We start from the raw sequence: 15,815 nt of genomic DNA, 5'->3' as shown, positions 1-15,815 counted from the left end.
GAACCCACCGCGACGGGCCCCTCGCACCGCACCCGAACACCCCAGGGAGAGGTCTCTTGACCGGCAACGACCACACCCACCGGGCCCCGGGCGGGGACGCCGACCACAGCGTCACCCTCTCGGGCGTCAGCAAGCGCTTCGGCACCCACCAGGCACTGGAGGACGTCACCTTCGCCCTGCGGCCCGGCCGGGTCACCGGCCTGCTCGGCCCCAACGGCGCCGGCAAGTCCACCCTGCTGCGCATCCTGCTCGGCCTGGCCCGCCCCGACCGGGGCACCGCCCGGGTCCTCGGCGCCGCCCCCGGCACCCTGCCCGACGCCGCCCACCGCATCGGCGTCGTCATGGACGCCATCGGCTTCGCCCCCCGGCCGACCGTCCGCCACCAGCTGCGGATCGCCGCCCGCGCGCTCGGCCTGCCCGACACCCGCGTCGACGAGGTCCTCGACCAGGTCGACCTGGCCGGCGCCGCCGCCCGCACCCGCTACCAGGCGTGCTCCACCGGCATGCGCCAGCGCCTCGCCCTGGCCGCCGCCCTGCTACCCGACCCCGAACTCGTCGTCCTGGACGAGCCGCTCAACGGACTCGACCCCGAGGGCATCCGCTGGATGCGCCGGCTGATCGAACAGCAGGCCGAACGGGGGCGCACCGTGCTGCTCGCCAGCCATCTGCTCTCCGAGGTCGAACAGACCGTCGACGACATCGTGGTGCTGCGCCGCACCGTCCTCTTCCAGGGGTCCCTCGACGAGCTGGTCCGCCAGGGCGCGGGCCGACTGGAGGACGCCTACTTCCACCTCGTCGAAGGCCGCACCGCTGCCTCCCCCACCCCCACCCCCGCCCCCGCCCCCGCCGCGCCGGAGCCGTCCCATGCGTAACCAACTCTCCGCCGAACTCCTCAAGGCCCGCTCCGGCGCCGCCTTCCCGGCACTGCTGCTGGTCTCCCTGCTGCTGGCGGCGGTCGGCCAGCTCGGCGCCGTCTACGCCGAGGACGGCCTCGCCGCGCCGGGCGCCGCCGCCGACACCACCCACCGGGTCCTCAACATGGCCGGATCCTCCGCCCTCTTCGCCGGACTCTTCGGGGCCGTCCTGGTCACCGCGGAGTTCCGCTCGGGCGCCATCGGCCGCACCGTGCTGCACGCCCCGGGCCGCTCGACCGTGGTCACCGCCAAGCTGGTCACCGCCACCGCCGCCGGCCTGGTCTTCGGGCTGCTCGCGGTCGCCGCCGCCCTCGGCGTGGGCGCCCTCGCCCTCTCGGCCCGGGACAGTGCCCTGGTGCTGGACGGCCGGGGCTGGCGGGTCGCCGCCGCCGCGGTCGCCGTCTGCGGCTTCGCCGGACTGTGGGGCGCGGCCGTGGGCTGGGTGGTGCGCCACCAGCTCGTCGCCGTCGTCGGGCTGCTGGTGTGGGGGACCGTCGGCCAGCTGATGGTGCTCGGCCGACTGCCCGAGGCGGGCCGCTTCCTGCCCGAGGGCGCCCAGCACGCACTGCTGGGGGACCGGCTCACCTTCCCGGACGCCCTCCCGGCACCCGCCGGGGCCCTGGTCCTCGCGGTCTGGTGCGCGGTCCTCGCCCTGGTAGGCCGGCAGCTGTTCCTGCGGCGCGACGTCTGAGGACGGCACTGCCCCGGCCCGGCGCGCTCAGACCGCCGGGCCCGCCGGGTCCGACTCGTGCAGGGTGACCAGCTGCGGCTCGATCCGCAGGTACACCGGGTCGTAGGACTGGCCGTCCACGCCCTGCGGGAGCGGACCGAACAGCCGCAGCTCCGCCGCGGTGGGCTGGACGGCGGTGCACAAGCCCACCAGCTGCACCGACCACTCGGTGCTGCCCGGCTCCCGGTGCCCCAGGTTGTCCGCCCCGTAGGCGACGACGCTGCCGAGGCACGCCTGGTGGTAGCCGTGGCCGCGGTGCATGCGCAGCAGCAGCCGGTCGGCCACCAGGATGTGCCGGGCCGCCGCGAGGAACGGCAGCGCGCGCATGCTGGTGGCCACGCGCCCGTGATCGGTGCCGGCGAGCAGGGACAGGGCCCGCTGCTCGTCGTGGGAGCGGTCGAAGAGGCCGAGCGTCGGCGGGGACATGGGCATGCGGCTCAATGTCGGTCATGCGGGCCCGGCGCGCCAGGGGAGGCGGCCCCTGGTGGCCGGGACCAAAGTCCCTCACGCGCCACCCTCAGCCCCGCCGGGCGTCCAGCCGGGCCACATAGGCGGCGGCCTGGGAACGGCGCTCCATGCCCAGCTTGGACAGCAGGCTGGACACGTAGTTCTTGATGGTCTTCTCCGCCAGGTGCAGCCGCTCGCCGATGGCGCGGTTGGTGAGCCCCTCGCCGATCAGGTCGAGGATCTTGCGCTCCTGGTCGGTGAGCGAGGCCAGCTTCTCGTCGCCCTCGCGCCGGCGCCCGCCGGCCCCGCCGCCGTCGCGCAGCCGCTCCAGCACCCGGGCGGTGGCCACCGGGTCCAGCAGCGAACGGCCCGCGGCCACGTCCCGCACCGCGGCCAGCAGCTCGTTGCCCCGGATGGCCTTGAGCACGTACCCCGAGGCACCGGCCATGATCGCGTCGAAGAGGGCCTCGTCGTCGGCGAAGGAGGTCAGCATCAAGCACTTCACGGACTCGTCCCCGGACCGGATCTCCCGGCACACCTCGACCCCGCTGCCGTCCGGCAACCGCACGTCGAGCACCGCCACGTCCGGGCGGACCGCCGGGATGCGGGCGAGGGCCTCGGCCGCGGTGCCCGCCTCCCCGACGACCTCGATGTCGTCCTCGACGGTCAGCATCTCGTGGACGCCCCGCCGGACCACCTCGTGGTCGTCCAGAAGGAATACCCTAATTTTTCCCTCTTCTCGCACAGGGGTCAGTGTCACACACGCTCCCTTCCCCCGCCGAAGGTCCCCGGGTTACCGTTCGCCTGTTCCGGCCACCCCGCAGCCCGGTGCGACGCCCTGACCAGCAAGAGTTCCCCGAGGGCGCGATTTACTTGGAAATCCAAGGAAAATTGCAGGTCAGAAGGGTTTCGCGACTTTGCGCGACACTGGGTAACGTGCTTGGTGCAGGGCGCTCGCCGGAACACCTGTCACGCCCGTTCCCGGCGCGCACCCACCCCGTGCGCAGGCACCGGGGGCTGGCGACCGCACTGGCCCTCCCGGCGAACCCGGGCGGCCGGACCGACGGAGGAGCAGCACGTGACCGTGGAGAGCACTGCCGCGCGGGAGCCGCGCACGCGGGCGACCGCGAAGAGGGCGACCGCGAGGAGGACACCGGGCGGCGAACCCGACCTCATCCAGCTTCTGACCCCCGAGGGCAAGCGCGTCAAGCCGGGCAAGGCGCTCGCCGAGTACGCCGCGTACGTCGAGGACGTCACCCCCGAGGAGCTGCGCGGGCTGTACCGCGACATGCTCCTCACCCGACGCTTCGACGCCGAGGCCACCGCCCTCCAGCGCCAGGGCGAGCTGGGCCTGTGGGCGTCCCTGCTCGGGCAGGAGGCCGCGCAGATCGGCTCCGGCCGCGCCACCCGCCCCGACGACTACGTCTTCCCCACCTACCGGGAACACGGCGTGGCCTGGACCCGCGGGGTCGACCCGACGCTGCTGCTGGGCATGTTCCGCGGCGTCAACAACGGCGGCTGGGACCCCAGCTCCAACAACTTCCACCTGTACACGATCGTCATCGGCTCGCAGACCCTGCACGCCACCGGCTACGCCATGGGCGTCGCCAAGGACGGCGCGGACAGCGCGGTCGTCGCCTACTTCGGCGACGGCGCCTCCAGCCAGGGCGACGTGGCCGAGTCGTTCACCTTCGCCGCGGTCTACAACGCGCCCGTCGTCTTCTTCTGCCAGAACAACCAGTGGGCCATCTCCGAGCCCACCGAGCGCCAGACCCGGGTGCCGCTGTACCAGCGCGCCCAGGGCTACGGCTTCCCCGGCGTGCGCGTCGACGGCAACGACGTCCTGGCCTGCCTCGCCGTCACCCGCTGGGCGCTGGACCGGGCCCGCCGCGGCGAGGGCCCCACCCTGGTGGAGGCGTTCACCTACCGGATGGGCGCCCACACCACCTCCGACGACCCCACCCGCTACCGGCACGACGAGGAGCGGGTCGCCTGGGAGGCCAAGGACCCCATCGCCCGGCTCCGCACCCACCTGGAGGCGCGCGGACACGCGGACGAGTCCTTCTTCGCCGAACTCGACGCGGAGAGCGAGGCGCTTGGCAAGCGGGTGCGCGAGGTGGTGCGGTCGATGCCCGACCCGGACCCGCTCGCCACCTTCGAGCACGTCTACGCCGACGGGCACGCGCTCGTCGACGAGGAGCGCGCACAGTTCACCGCCTACCAGGCGTCCTTCGCGGACGAGGAGGACAAGTAGCCATGTCCGTTGAGAAGCTACCGATCGCCAAGGCGATCAACGCCTCCCTGCGCCGCGCCCTGGACGAGGACCCGAAGGTCCTGGTCATGGGCGAGGACGTGGGCAAGCTCGGCGGGGTGTTCCGGGTCACCGACGGACTCCAGAAGGACTTCGGCGAGGACCGGGTCATCGACACCCCGCTCGCCGAGTCCGGCATCGTCGGCACCGCCATCGGCCTGGCGCTGCGCGGCTACCGCCCGGTGGTGGAGATCCAGTTCGACGGGTTCGTGTTCCCCGCCTACGACCAGATCGTCACCCAGCTCGCCAAGATGCACGCCCGCTCGCTGGGCAAGGTCAAGCTGCCCGTCGTGATCCGCATCCCCTACGGCGGCGGCATCGGCGCGGTCGAGCACCACTCGGAGTCCCCGGAGGCGCTGTTCGCGCACGTCGCCGGCTTGAAGGTGGTCTCCCCGTCGAACTCCTCGGACGCCTACTGGATGCTCCAGCAGGCCATCGAGAGCGACGACCCGGTCATCTACTTCGAGCCCAAGCGGCGCTACTGGGACAAGGGCGAGGTCGACCCCGACGCCATCCCCGGCCCGCTGCACGGCGCCACGGTCGCCCGCGAGGGCACCGACCTCACGCTCGTCGCCTACGGGCCGATGGTGAAGGTCTGCCTGGAGGCGGCGGCCGCCGCCGAGGAGGAGGGCCGCTCCCTGGAGGTCCTCGACCTGCGCTCGGTCTCCCCGCTCGACTTCGACGCGATCCAGCGCTCGGTGGAGAAGACCCGCCGCCTGGTCGTGGTCCACGAGGCGCCGGTCTTCCTCGGTGCCGGTGCCGAGATCGCCGCCCGCATCACCGAACGCTCCTTCTACTACCTGGAGGCCCCCGTCCTGCGGGTCGGCGGCTACCACGCGCCCTATCCGCCGGCGCGGTTGGAGGAGGAGTACCTGCCCGGCCTGGACCGGGTGCTGGACGCCGTCGACCGCTCGTTCGCGTACTGAGCCGGGGAAGGAGTGACGACCATGACGCAGACGTCCGTGCGCGAGTTCAAGATGCCCGACGTGGGCGAGGGCCTCACCGAGGCCGAAATCCTCACCTGGCACGTGAAACCCGGTGACGTCGTGACCGACGGCCAGGTGGTGTGCGAGGTGGAGACCGCCAAGGCGGCGGTCGAACTGCCCATCCCCTTCGACGGAGTGGTGGCCGAGCTGCGCTACCCGGAGGGCACCACCGTCGACGTCGGCCAGGTGATCATCACCGTGGACACGGGGGATCGTGCGGCCTCCGGTACCGGTGCTGCTTCCGGGACCGCGAAGACCGCGACCGCGGAGACCGCGACCGCCCCCGCGGAAACCGCCGACGAGGCGCCCAAGGGCCGCCAGCCGGTGCTGGTGGGGTACGGGGTCGCGGAGAGCTCCACCCGCCGCCGGCCCCGCAGGACGGTGCCCCCGGTGAACCCGGCGCCCCCGGTGGTCCCGGCCGCCGAGGTGCCCGCCGCACCGGCCCCGGTTCCGGCGGCCGCCCCCGTCGCCCCGGTGGCCGCCGAGGTCGGGGCCCGCCCGTTGGCCAAGCCGCCGGTGCGGAAGCTGGCCAAGGACCTGGGGGTGGACCTGGCGGGCGTGACGCCCACCGGCCCCGACGGCATCGTCACCCGCGAGGACGTGCACGCCGCCGCCGCTCCGCCGGCCCCCGAGTCGGCGGTGCCCTCGGCGCCGACCCCGGTTCCGGCCCCGGCGCCGCAGGCCGACGCCGTGCGGACGGCCGCCCCCGCCGACGCCCGGGAGACCCGGGTCCCCGTCAAGGGCGTCCGCAAGGCGACCGCCCAGGCCATGGTGGGCTCGGCGTTCACCGCCCCGCACGTCACCGAGTTCATCACCGTCGACGTGACGCGCACGATGAAGCTGGTCGAGGAGCTGAAGCGGGACGCCGACCGCTACGGGTTGACCGGCCTGCGGGTGAACCCGCTGCTCCTGGTGGCCCGGGCGCTGCTGGTCGCCGTCAAGCGCAACCCGGAGGTCAACGCCGCCTGGGACGAGGCCAACCAGGAGATCGTGCAGAAGCACTACGTCAACCTGGGCATCGCCGCGGCCACCCCGCGGGGCCTGCTCGTCCCCAACATCAAGGACGCGCACGCCAAGACCCTGCCCGAGCTGGCCGCCGCCCTGGCCGAGCTGGTGGCCACCGCCCGCGAGGGCAAGACCTCCCCGGCGGCCATGCAGGGCGGCACGGTGACCATCACCAACGTCGGCGTCTTCGGCGTCGACACCGGCACCCCCATCCTGAACCCGGGCGAGTCCGCCATCCTCGCGGTGGGCGCCATCAAGCTCCAACCCTGGGTCCACAAGGGCAAGGTGAAGCCGCGCCAGGTCACCACCCTCGCCCTCTCCTTCGACCACCGTCTGGTCGACGGCGAGTTGGGCTCCAAGGTCCTCGCCGACACCGCCGCGGTCCTGGAGGACCCCAAGCGGCTGATCGTCTGGGCGTGACCTGATGGTCCCGGGGCCCACGGGCCCCGGGACCACCCGGACGGACCTCGCCGCGCGCACCTCCCGCCCGCGCGCCATAGCCTGGCCGCGGAAGGGAGACAGCCGTGCAGATCGGTGTCCTGCTCCTGACGTGCAAGGGTTCGCCACGGCGGACCACCTTCACCGCAGCCCAGGTCGAGCGGGTCATGGCCGAGGTGACGGCCTTCTACTCCGCCCAGTCCGGCGGGCGGGTCAATCTGACCTGGACGGTGCGGGACTGGCAGGAGGCACCCTTCACCTCCGCCGAGTGGCATGCCAAGGGCATGGGCGCGACGCAGGCCGTCGCCGACGAACTCGGCTTCACCCTCCCCTACGACCACGTGGTGACGGTGATCGACGAGCCCGACTCCAGCGGGGGCACCACCCCGGGGTCGATCACGCACATCGCCGCCGTGGACTTCGGGCCGGCCGGCCTCTGCCACGAGTTGGGCCACCGCTTCGGGGCCGAGGACGCCTGGGGCCCGGTCAACGGCGAGTTGGAGCGCTACCGGGACCCCTGGTGCGCCATGGGATGGCTCGGACACACCTACCACGTGCCCGGCCTCGACGACCCCGGCGCACCCGACCTGCACCGGGCCGGCCCCGGCATGAGCGTGCCGACCCTGATCGAGACCGGCTGGCTCGACCCGAAGGCGTCCCACGTCCTGGTCGACCTGAGCAAGAGCGGGAGCGTGCACCAGGCCGGCGGCGTGGTCGTCGAACTGTCCGCCCTGACCGGAGCGGTCTCCGGACCCACCGCACGGGGGCCGGTCGGGGTCCGGGTGGGCGGGGTCCTCGTGGAGTACCGCGCCCGCAACGACACGGGAGCGGACAAGGGACTGCCCGACCCCGGGCACTGGATCGTCGCGCACACGGACCCGACGGGTGACACACCCGTGTCGGCGGAGCTGGTCACCGCCTTCCCGGCCACCGTGGGCACCCTGCGCTCCTTCGGTGAGGACGACGTCTTCGACCTGTTCCACGACGGCCCCCTCCAGGTCTTCGTGATGTCCCTGGACGAGGCGAAGGGCACGGTACGGCTCGCCTTCTCCCGGCGACGTGCGAGGCCGTTGGAACAGGAGGGACTGGGCTCCGGCGACGGGGTGATGGTCTTCATCCCCGGCGTCGGGTTCAAGCCCATTCCCCCGCACTCGCCCCTGGTGGGCATCGTGGAGAAGGTGGCCGCCGTGCACGCCCTGCACGAGGCCCAACTCGTGGCCACGGACGACGAACGCCCCGCGCTGGAGCGGCTCACCCGCAAGGCCCTGGACACCCTGACCGAACGGTCCAGAGCGCTCCCGACCGGATCGGTCCCCTCACCCCTGGAAGAGGCGCTGGAGTACGTCACCGAACTCCGGCGGGACGACTCCCAGGTGGACCGCGCCCGCCTGGCCACCGTGGAGGGCGTACTCGCCGAAGCCGTCAGGTCGGCGGCGCAGCGCTGACCCTGCCCCCCCACTCGGGCCCGCCACGGCGACCGGAGCCGGCGGGCGGTGGGGGGTGCCGCAAGCGACGGCCACCGTGCGCGTGGCGTCGTCCGAGGCTGCCCGGCTGGGTCCGTTCGAACGCGTCGGCCGGGCCGGCCGGCCCGGGCGGTGCGCTGCGGACGCGGGCGAGGGATCCGCAACGCCGTCCGGGGGGCGCTGATGTTCCCAACCCACCAGGGCTGATGAGGCCGCGGCACCGTGGACTTCGTGCTCACGTGGCATGGCCCGTTTCCAACCCACCAGGGCTGATGAGGACGATCCGCCGCGCGGAGTCGGCCTTCGAACAGCTCCGCAAGTTTCCAACCCACCAAGGCTGATGAGGACACCTCCTGGCCCGCGGGATGGTCGAGCACCTCCTCGCGTTTCCAACCCACCAGGGCTGATGAGGACCTGGCGCGCCCGCGGCCACCTCACCCCCGCCGGCCTGTTTCCAACCCACCAGGGCTGATGAGGACAGGAGTCCGCCGATGCTGACGGTGGACCAGGCGATGTTTCCAACTCACCAGGGCTGATGAGGACGGGCGCTCGCCGGCGGCCAGCAGCAGCCCCGCCTCATCATGTTTCCAACCCACCAGGGCTGATGAGGACCAGCATCCACCAGGCCCGGCTGTGCCAGCCCTACGGGTTTCCAACCCACCAGGGCTGATGAGGACGCTCCTGAACGGAAAGTGAGAAGCGATCATGATCGTGTTTCCAACCCACCAGGGCTGATGAGGACCGCGCAGTGGCTCAAGTCGTGCATCCGGCGGCTGGGTTTCCAACCCACCAGGGCTGATGAGGACGGGTGGCCCAGACTGGTTCATCTTCCGGATGCAGATGGGCATGTTTCCAACCCACCAGGGCTGATGAGGACCCACCTGCACGTCCACATAGTCCCGCGGGCGGCCGGGTTTCCAACCCACCAGGGCTGATGAGGACGTCGGTCTCCCCTTGGAGAACCATGACCGAGTACACGTTTCCAACCCACCAGGGCTGATGAGGACGTGCCGCCTGGTGGTGGTGCTCCGCGCGCTCGCGTTTCCAACCCACCAGGGCTGATGAGGACCCGGTGCTCGCCGCCGCCGGGGTCGAGCTGGGTAAGCAGTTTCCAACCCACCAGGGCTGATGAGGACCCAGCATCATCGCGCCGTGGACCGCCCGGCGGACCTAGTTTCCAACCCACCAGGGCTGATGAGGACCCCGAGGGTAAAGCCGCAGCTCACCGCGCCCCCGAGCCGTGCCCGTAAGTCCGAGAGTGCAGCGAACCTCCGGTAGTGCATCACCGCAGGTCAAACGAGTGGCCGAACAGGCGCCAGCGCTACCCTGCCGCCGTACTGACCGGCCTGGTGGCCTGTCGACCGACCCGGCTGACGGAGAAGGCGGCCAAGCCGCGGTTCCTCACCCACCGGCGCCGACGAGGTTTCCATGCCACCACCGTAAGGGAAGCCCCCGTCCCCGTGCACCGAAACGGGCACAGGGACGGGGGCGGGGCCGTCAGGCACCGGTGAACCGGAACCGAGTCACCGGGTGGGGCTCAGCGGCGGAACGCGTAGTCCATCAACTTCTTGGCGTCCTTGGCGCGGTTGGCGTCCGAGGAGGACGTCAGCACGGTGCCGATGACGGTCTTGCCGTTGCGGGTGGCCGCGAACACCAGGCAGTACTTGGCCTCCGGGCCGGAGCCGGTCTTCACGCCGATGGCGCCGGAGTAGGTGCCGAGCAGCTTGTTGCTGTTGGTCCACTCCATGTTGCGGTAACCGCCGTTGCGGGTGGTGACCTTCTGCTTGGTGTACTTGGTCTTCACGATCGTGCGGAACGTGGAGTTCTTCATCGCACTGCTCGCGAGCTTCGTCAGGTCGCGCGGCGTCGAGTGGTTGGCGCCGTTGCCGATGCCGTCGAACGAGTCGAACTTGGTGTTGTTCATGCCGAGTCGGCGCGCTTCGGCGTTCATCTTGCCGATGAAGGACTTCACCCGGGCGGCCCGGGTGGAACCGGTGCCGAACTTGTCGGCCAGCGCGTACGCGGCGTCGCAGCCGGAGGGCAGCATCAGCCCGTAGAGCAGCTGGCGCACGGTGACCTTGTCGCCGACGATCAGCCGCGCGGAGGAGGCGGTGCGCGACACGATGTAGTCGCTGTACGCCTTCTGGATGGTGACCTTGGAGTCCAGGTTCAGGTTGCGCTGACCCAGGACCACCTTGGCGGTCATGATCTTCGTGGTGGAACCGGTGTTGCGCTTGGTGTCAGCGCTCTTGCCGTAAAGGGTGCGGCCCGTCGCGTTGTTCATCACGTAACCGCCCTTGGCGGTGACGGACGGCGGTGCCGGGGTGGCGGCGTGGGCCTGCGTCGCGGTCACGCCGCCCGCCAGCATCGCGCCCGCCGTGAGGGACACGGTGACGGCGGAGGCACGACGAATGCCCTTGATGCCTGTAGTCAACTTGAATGCTCCAAACGCCCCTGTAAGTACATGCGTGGTAGCGGCATGGAAAATACCGCGTCGAAGCAAGACGGCCGGGCGGCACGGAAGGATGCACGGAGAAGGTAAAGAGTTCGCCGCCTCCCACGAAAAATCTTCCCGAAGTCACTTTGTCGTCAAACGGCAGGAGCGACGGTCGCAGGCGTGGGCGGGAGTCGTACTGGTCCGCGATCCGGACGGTCCCTCCCCTCTGTCCCGCTGTTGTATCTAACCTGTGCACATGCCTGCTTCCGCCGCCCCGACCGCGCCCGTCCCGCAGACCGACGCGCTCGCGGACCCCGCCGGTACCGAGCCGGTACCCCGTCGCGCACCGTCCGGTGCGCCCAAGCCGCCCGCCGCCGACCGCGTCTACGACCACCTGAAGCGTGCCGTGCTGGAGCGCCGCTACGAGGGCGGAACGCTGTTGACCGAGGGCGAGTTGGCCGCGGCGGTCGGAGTGTCCCGCACTCCGGTGCGGGAGGCCCTGTTGCGCTTGGAGGCCGAGGAGCTGATCAAGCTCTACCCGAAGAAGGGGGCCTTGGTACTGCCCGTGTCCGCGCGGGAGATCGCCGATGTGGTCGAGACCCGTCGCCTGGTGGAGGAGCACGCCGTCCGCAAGGCCGTGCCCGCCCCGCCGGCCCTGCTCGACCGTCTCGCCGAGCTGTTGGCGGAGCAGAAGCGCCACGCGGCGGCGGGGCGGTTCGCCGAAGCCGCCGTCAGCGACCGGCACTTCCACGTGGAACTGGTCCGCAGCGGGGGCAACGAGATCCTGTCCCGCCTCTACGAGCAGCTCCGGGACCGCCAACTGCGCATGGGGGTCGCCGTGATGCACGCCCACCCCGACCGGATCGCCCGCGCCCTCACCGAGCACGAGGAGATCCTGGCCGCCCTGCGCGCGGGTGACGCCGAAGCCGCCGCCGACCTGGTGCACCGGCACATCGGCAGGGTCGCCGAACTCGCCCGGGGAGCCGTCCGATGAGCGCCGGTCCGGCCGATGCCGCCGGTGCCGCTTCCTCCGGTGTGCCGCCCGGGAAGGGAGGAACGGGCCCGGGGGGCCGTCGGGCGGTGGCCGTCTGGTCGATCGGGGTCTCCGTCTACTTCGTCGCCGTCATCTTCCGCACCTCGCTGGGGGTGGCGGGCTTGGACGCCGGGGAGCGGTTCGCGATCGGGGCCTCCGCGCTCTCCGCGTTCTCGATCGTCCAACTCCTCGTCTACGCCGGCATGCAGATACCCGTGGGGCTGCTGGTGGACCGGTTCGGCACCAAGCGGGTCCTGATACTCGGGGCCGTCCTGTTCACCACGGGCCAGCTGGGCTTCGCGCTCGCGCCCTCGTACGGGACGGCCCTCGCGGCCCGCGTGCTGCTCGGCTGCGGGGACGCGATGACCTTCATCAGCGTGCTGCGCCTCGGCAGCCGCTGGTTCCCGGCCCGCCGGGCCCCGCTGATGGCCCAACTCGCCGGATTCGCCGGCATGGCCGGCAACCTGGTCTCCACCCTGCTGATCGCCCGACTGCTGGACGGGTTCGGTTGGGCCGCGGCCTTCGGCGGGAGTTCGCTCGCCGGGGTGGTGGTCCTCGTGCTGTTGCTGTTCCTGCGGGACCAGCCGCCCCGACCCGCCGCCCCCGACCGGGGCGAGGTCCCCGCGCCGCCGGCGGACGGACCGGCGACCGCCCGGACGCCGGACGGGTCGGCGACCGCCCCGCAGCCGGGCGTGCGCGGGCAACTGGCCGCTGCCTGGCGTGAACCCGGCACCCGGCTGGGGCTGTGGGCCCACTTCACCGGACAGTTCCCGGCGATGGTGTTCCTGTTGCTGTGGGGGCTGCCGTTCCTGGTGCGCGCCCAGGGGCTCAACCCGGCGACGGCCGGGAACCTGCTCACCCTGATCGTGGTGTCCAACATGGCGATCGGCTTGGTCTACGGCCAGGTCATCGCCCGCTGCCACGCGGCCCGGCTGCCGCTGGTCCTCGGCACCGTAGCCGCCACCGCCACCCTCTGGGCGCTGACCTTGGCCTGGCCCGGGGAGCGGGCCCCGCTGGCCCTGCTGGTCGCCCTGTGCGCGGTGCTCGGCGCCTGCGGCCCCGCCTCGCTGATCGGCTTCGACTTCGCCCGACCCGCCAACCCCCCGGAACGGCAGGGCACCGCCTCCGGGATCGTCAACATGGGCGGCTTCGTCTCCTCGATGGCGACCCTGCTGGCCGTGGGCCTCCTGCTGGACCTGACCGACGGGTCGTTCCGGGTGGCGTTCTCCGCGGTGTTCGTCTTCCAGGCCCTCGGCGTCGTCCAGGTGCTACGGCTGCACCGCCGGGCCGCCCACCGGGAGCGCGAGTCACACGCGGCGAGCCGGGTCACCACCGTCCACGTCCCGGCGGCGTAGCGGGGGAACGTGGACGGGGCGGGCGGTGTCACCGGTCCTGTTGCAGTCTGAGCATCTCGAAGAAGATCGAGCTCGCCCCCCGACTCGTCAACTCGTCGAAGGTGCCCATCTCGGCGACACGTCCCTGATCGAGGACGATGATGCGGTCCGCGAGACGGGTGTTGGCGAGTCGATGGGTGATGAACACGGTGGCCCTGCCTGCGGCGAGGTGCTTGAGCCGGGTGTAGACGCGGTGCTCGGCGCGGGCGTCGAGGGCGGCGGTCGGTTCGTCCATCACCAGTACGGGAGAGTCCCTGTGGAAGGCGCGAGCGACCGCGAGGCGCTGCCACTGCCCGCCGGACAGGTCGTGCCCTCCCCACCAGGAACGGGCCAGTGAGGTGTCCAGCCCGTGTGGCAGGGCGGCGATGACGCTGTGGGCCCCGGCTGCCTCGGCGGAGGCGTGCACGGCCCCGTCGCCTTCGGGGCGGGGCTGGCCCAGGGTGATGTTCTCCCGGGCGGTCAGCGGCCAGCGGGTGCATTCCTGCGGGACGAGCGCGACGTGGGCGAGCACTCCGGCCGGGTTCGCGTCCGCCAAGTCCACACCGTCCCACTGCACCGAACCGCTCGTGGGGAGGAACAGCCCGGTCAGGAGCCGGGCAAGGGTGCTCTTGCCCGCGCCGTTCTCGCCGACCAGTGCGATGACCTCGCCCCGCTTGAGGTCCAGGTCGATGCCGTCGAGCGCGGGCCGGTCGGCGCTCGGGTAGGTGAAGGAGACGTCCCGGGCGGTGATGACCTGCGGCCCCTCCTCGGCAACGGCGGCGGTGCCGCGGCGCGTCGTCCACGGCTCGGCCACGGCCAGGAAGCGGGTCCAGTCGTCCAGAGACAAGGAGGTGCGGAACAGCCGGGCACCGGCCCGGACCGTCGCGACCAGGGCCGAACAGGACGTGCGCACGGCAAGGGCCGCGGTACCTGCAACGGTGAGTTCCATCCCACCTGTGGCGACGAGGAACACGAGCACGCCCCAGGTCGCGGTGGTGCCTACCGCGGTGAGCACGTCGCCGATGCCCTGCACGAGAAGGGCCTGTCTCGTCGCCCTGAGCTGCTCGGCCTCCAGGCGGCTGGAGACGATCCGGTACTGCCGGATCAGGAACCCGGCCATGGTCCCCGCACGGACCTCGTCGGCGGTGTTCCGCTCCGTGGCGTAGGAGCGGAACACGTTCCGCAGCCGGGAGTCGGCGAGATTGCGGTGGTGGGCCGCGTGGTCGATCCGCGCCCCGCGCACGGCGCCCCATGCGCATGGGAGCAGGGAGAGGGCCAGCAGGGGGAGCAGCACCGGGTGGAGGACGGTGACGACCGTGGCCGCGGCGGCCATCTGGGCTGCGGCGGACGTGAGGAGCTGGGCGTCGAGCATGAGGTCGCCGATCCTCTCGGCCCCGTCCGAGGCGGCGGCGTGCGCGTCCTCGAAGCCCGGGTCCTCGTACGCGACCAGCTCGGCGCCAGTGGCGGCGGTGATGACCTGGAGGTCGGCTTCGCGTAGGGCCTTCGGAGCGAGCCGGGCCGCCGCGGCTCTGGCACCGGCGTCGAGCAGGTAGTGGCCGGCCGTGGCGAGTGTGAGCACCACTACGGCGGTCAGGTTCTCGCGCAGGCCGGCGGCGACATCGCCGCCGGTGAACACGGCGGCCAACACACGGGTGGTGGCCGCGAGCGCGGTCGCGGTGAGGACGGCGGCGGCGATCTGGCAGGTGAGCAGCGTCAGGACGGCTCGGCTGTCGGTCCGCCAGCCGAGCCGGGCCGCTTCCGCGAGGGTGCGGGGCAACCGCCGTGCCATGGCCCACGTGGAGAGGTTGACGCTCGCGTCGAGGTACCGGTCGGAGGCCAGAGCCATCACGGGCGGCTGGCCTGCTCCGGCTACGGAGGGCGAGGTAGGAGGAGAACTCACGATTCCCATCAGGGAGTCGAACCGAGGTGGGGAGCAAGGGGATTCTTCGCCCGCCGCCCATCACCCCAGGTTGCCGAATCCGGGCGTCAACTGGGAGGCGTGACGTTCACTCGTTCGGGTGGGGGTGTGGTCCGGGGCGCCGAGAACCGGGCCGCCCCGGACGGCGGTGGCCAAGGGCCGTCGTCCACGGCACCGACAGGACCGGCAGCCACGGCCGGTCGGCGGCATCGCCGATGTTCCGGCCGACCGCGCCTTCGGGGACCTCGACCCAGGCGTGAGCGGAGTCGGGGAGGAAGCGGGCGCCGAGCACCCAGCAGGCCCGGCGGCCGGTCAGTGCGGTGGCGATGACGGTGGCGAGGCTGATCTCCATGCAGGCGACCCGGCCCGGCCACCAGGAAGGGATCACCGTCAGCACCGCTGAGTTGAGGGCTTCGAGGCGGGCCAGGCGGGCGGGCGGCAGGTTGCGGAGCAGTCTCACGACGGCGATCTGCCAGCGCAGTGGCCACCGTTTCATCATCAGGGACAGCGTGAGCGCGATGGCCGCCACCAGACGGTCGCGGACCGGGGCGGTGGGCCGGGTGGAGGGGACCATGACCGTCATCGACGCCACCACCTGCGTGGACGCATTCGGTTGGTGTCCACGAGCACGCCCACGGCCAGCAACTGTGCGACGAAGGCGGCGATCTGGTCGTCGACGGCCTGCACGTCCTGGCCGGTGAGGACGGCGATCTCCTCGGCGAGTCCGTCCGTACTGCCTTGGACCACGACGGCATGCCAG

14 protein-coding genes and 1 CRISPR repeat array are annotated in these 15,815 nt (G+C 72.1%); of the genes, 8 read left to right on the top strand and 6 right to left on the bottom strand.

Features of this window, described 5'->3' with window-relative positions:
• Nucleotides 1-56 precede the first annotated feature (56 nt).
• On the top strand, nucleotides 57-872 hold the full coding sequence (locus tag ACSMX9_RS13670) for an ABC transporter ATP-binding protein (protein WP_445402599.1): 816 nt from the start codon (nucleotides 57-59) through the stop codon (nucleotides 870-872).
• Nucleotides 865-1,605, top strand: a complete 741-nt coding sequence (locus ACSMX9_RS13665; RefSeq protein WP_445402598.1) for an ABC transporter permease — start codon at nucleotides 865-867, stop codon at nucleotides 1,603-1,605. The genes ACSMX9_RS13670 and ACSMX9_RS13665 overlap by 8 nt, the downstream gene beginning before the upstream one ends.
• A gap of 27 nt (nucleotides 1,606-1,632) precedes the next feature.
• Here the strand turns inward: ACSMX9_RS13665 and ACSMX9_RS13660 are convergent, their stop codons facing one another.
• Together ACSMX9_RS13660 and ACSMX9_RS13655 are read right to left on the bottom strand one after the other, a co-directional pair.
• Nucleotides 1,633-2,076, bottom strand: coding sequence for a pyridoxamine 5'-phosphate oxidase family protein (locus tag ACSMX9_RS13660; protein ID WP_351238868.1), 444 nt, complete (start codon nucleotides 2,074-2,076; stop codon nucleotides 1,633-1,635).
• Between the two features lie 85 nt (nucleotides 2,077-2,161).
• A complete protein-coding gene (locus ACSMX9_RS13655; protein WP_445402985.1) occupies nucleotides 2,162-2,836 on the bottom strand; it encodes a response regulator in 675 nt (224 codons plus the stop codon).
• Between the two features lie 333 nt (nucleotides 2,837-3,169).
• Here ACSMX9_RS13655 and pdhA point away from each other — a divergent pair, with 333 nt between their 5' ends.
• The 4 genes from pdhA (at nucleotide 3,170) to ACSMX9_RS13635 (ending at nucleotide 8,276) form a co-directional block, all read left to right on the top strand.
• A complete protein-coding gene (gene pdhA, locus ACSMX9_RS13650) occupies nucleotides 3,170-4,345 on the top strand; it encodes a pyruvate dehydrogenase (acetyl-transferring) E1 component subunit alpha (protein WP_445402597.1) in 1,176 nt (391 codons plus the stop codon).
• Between the two features lie 2 nt (nucleotides 4,346-4,347).
• Nucleotides 4,348-5,328: an alpha-ketoacid dehydrogenase subunit beta gene (locus ACSMX9_RS13645; protein WP_445402596.1), complete on the top strand. Its 981-nt coding sequence runs from the start codon at nucleotides 4,348-4,350 to the stop codon at nucleotides 5,326-5,328.
• A 21-nt stretch (nucleotides 5,329-5,349) separates the two neighbouring features.
• Nucleotides 5,350-6,813 (top strand): dihydrolipoamide acetyltransferase family protein, encoded by a 1,464-nt coding sequence (locus ACSMX9_RS13640; protein WP_445402595.1) that lies wholly within the window; start codon nucleotides 5,350-5,352, stop codon nucleotides 6,811-6,813.
• A 104-nt stretch (nucleotides 6,814-6,917) separates the two neighbouring features.
• Nucleotides 6,918-8,276: a hypothetical protein gene (locus ACSMX9_RS13635; protein WP_445402594.1), complete on the top strand. Its 1,359-nt coding sequence runs from the start codon at nucleotides 6,918-6,920 to the stop codon at nucleotides 8,274-8,276.
• Nucleotides 8,277-8,479: 203 nt separating this feature from the next.
• A CRISPR array of direct repeats spans nucleotides 8,480-9,496; the repeat unit is 29 nt; unit sequence GTTTCCAACCCACCAGGGCTGATGAGGAC.
• 335 nt (nucleotides 9,497-9,831) lie between these two features.
• Here ACSMX9_RS13635 and ACSMX9_RS13630 read toward each other — a convergent pair.
• Nucleotides 9,832-10,728, bottom strand: a complete 897-nt coding sequence (locus ACSMX9_RS13630) for a D-alanyl-D-alanine carboxypeptidase family protein (protein ID WP_351238878.1) — start codon at nucleotides 10,726-10,728, stop codon at nucleotides 9,832-9,834.
• A 259-nt stretch (nucleotides 10,729-10,987) separates the two neighbouring features.
• Between ACSMX9_RS13630 and ACSMX9_RS13625 the strand changes: the two genes are divergently transcribed.
• Nucleotides 10,988-11,725 (top strand): GntR family transcriptional regulator, encoded by a 738-nt coding sequence (locus ACSMX9_RS13625; RefSeq protein ID WP_445402593.1) that lies wholly within the window; start codon nucleotides 10,988-10,990, stop codon nucleotides 11,723-11,725.
• A complete protein-coding gene (locus ACSMX9_RS13620) occupies nucleotides 11,722-13,119 on the top strand; it encodes an MFS transporter (protein ID WP_445402592.1) in 1,398 nt (465 codons plus the stop codon). Before ACSMX9_RS13625 ends, ACSMX9_RS13620 begins: the two co-directional genes overlap by 4 nt.
• A gap of 28 nt (nucleotides 13,120-13,147) precedes the next feature.
• Here ACSMX9_RS13620 and ACSMX9_RS13615 read toward each other — a convergent pair whose 3' ends face one another.
• From ACSMX9_RS13615 to ACSMX9_RS13605, 3 genes are all read right to left on the bottom strand, one after another.
• Entirely contained in the window at nucleotides 13,148-14,983 is a 1,836-nt protein-coding gene (locus tag ACSMX9_RS13615) for an ABC transporter ATP-binding protein (protein WP_445402591.1), read from the bottom strand.
• A gap of 160 nt (nucleotides 14,984-15,143) precedes the next feature.
• The gene (locus ACSMX9_RS13610) at nucleotides 15,144-15,638 is read right to left on the bottom strand and encodes a lasso peptide biosynthesis B2 protein (protein WP_445402590.1); all 495 of its coding nucleotides are present in this window, start codon (nucleotides 15,636-15,638) and stop codon (nucleotides 15,144-15,146) included.
• Nucleotides 15,635-15,802 carry a hypothetical protein gene (locus ACSMX9_RS13605; protein WP_445402589.1) on the bottom strand — a complete coding sequence of 56 codons (168 nt, stop codon included), beginning with the start codon at nucleotides 15,800-15,802 and terminating at the stop codon, nucleotides 15,635-15,637. Before ACSMX9_RS13605 ends, ACSMX9_RS13610 begins: the two co-directional genes overlap by 4 nt.
• Between the last annotated feature and the right edge of the window lie 13 nt (nucleotides 15,803-15,815).

The sequence above is a fragment of the Streptomyces sp. LE64 genome, assembly GCF_052606915.1.
The sequence above is the reverse complement of the archived record's forward strand: the minus strand, read 5'-3'. Positions and strand labels throughout refer to the sequence as shown.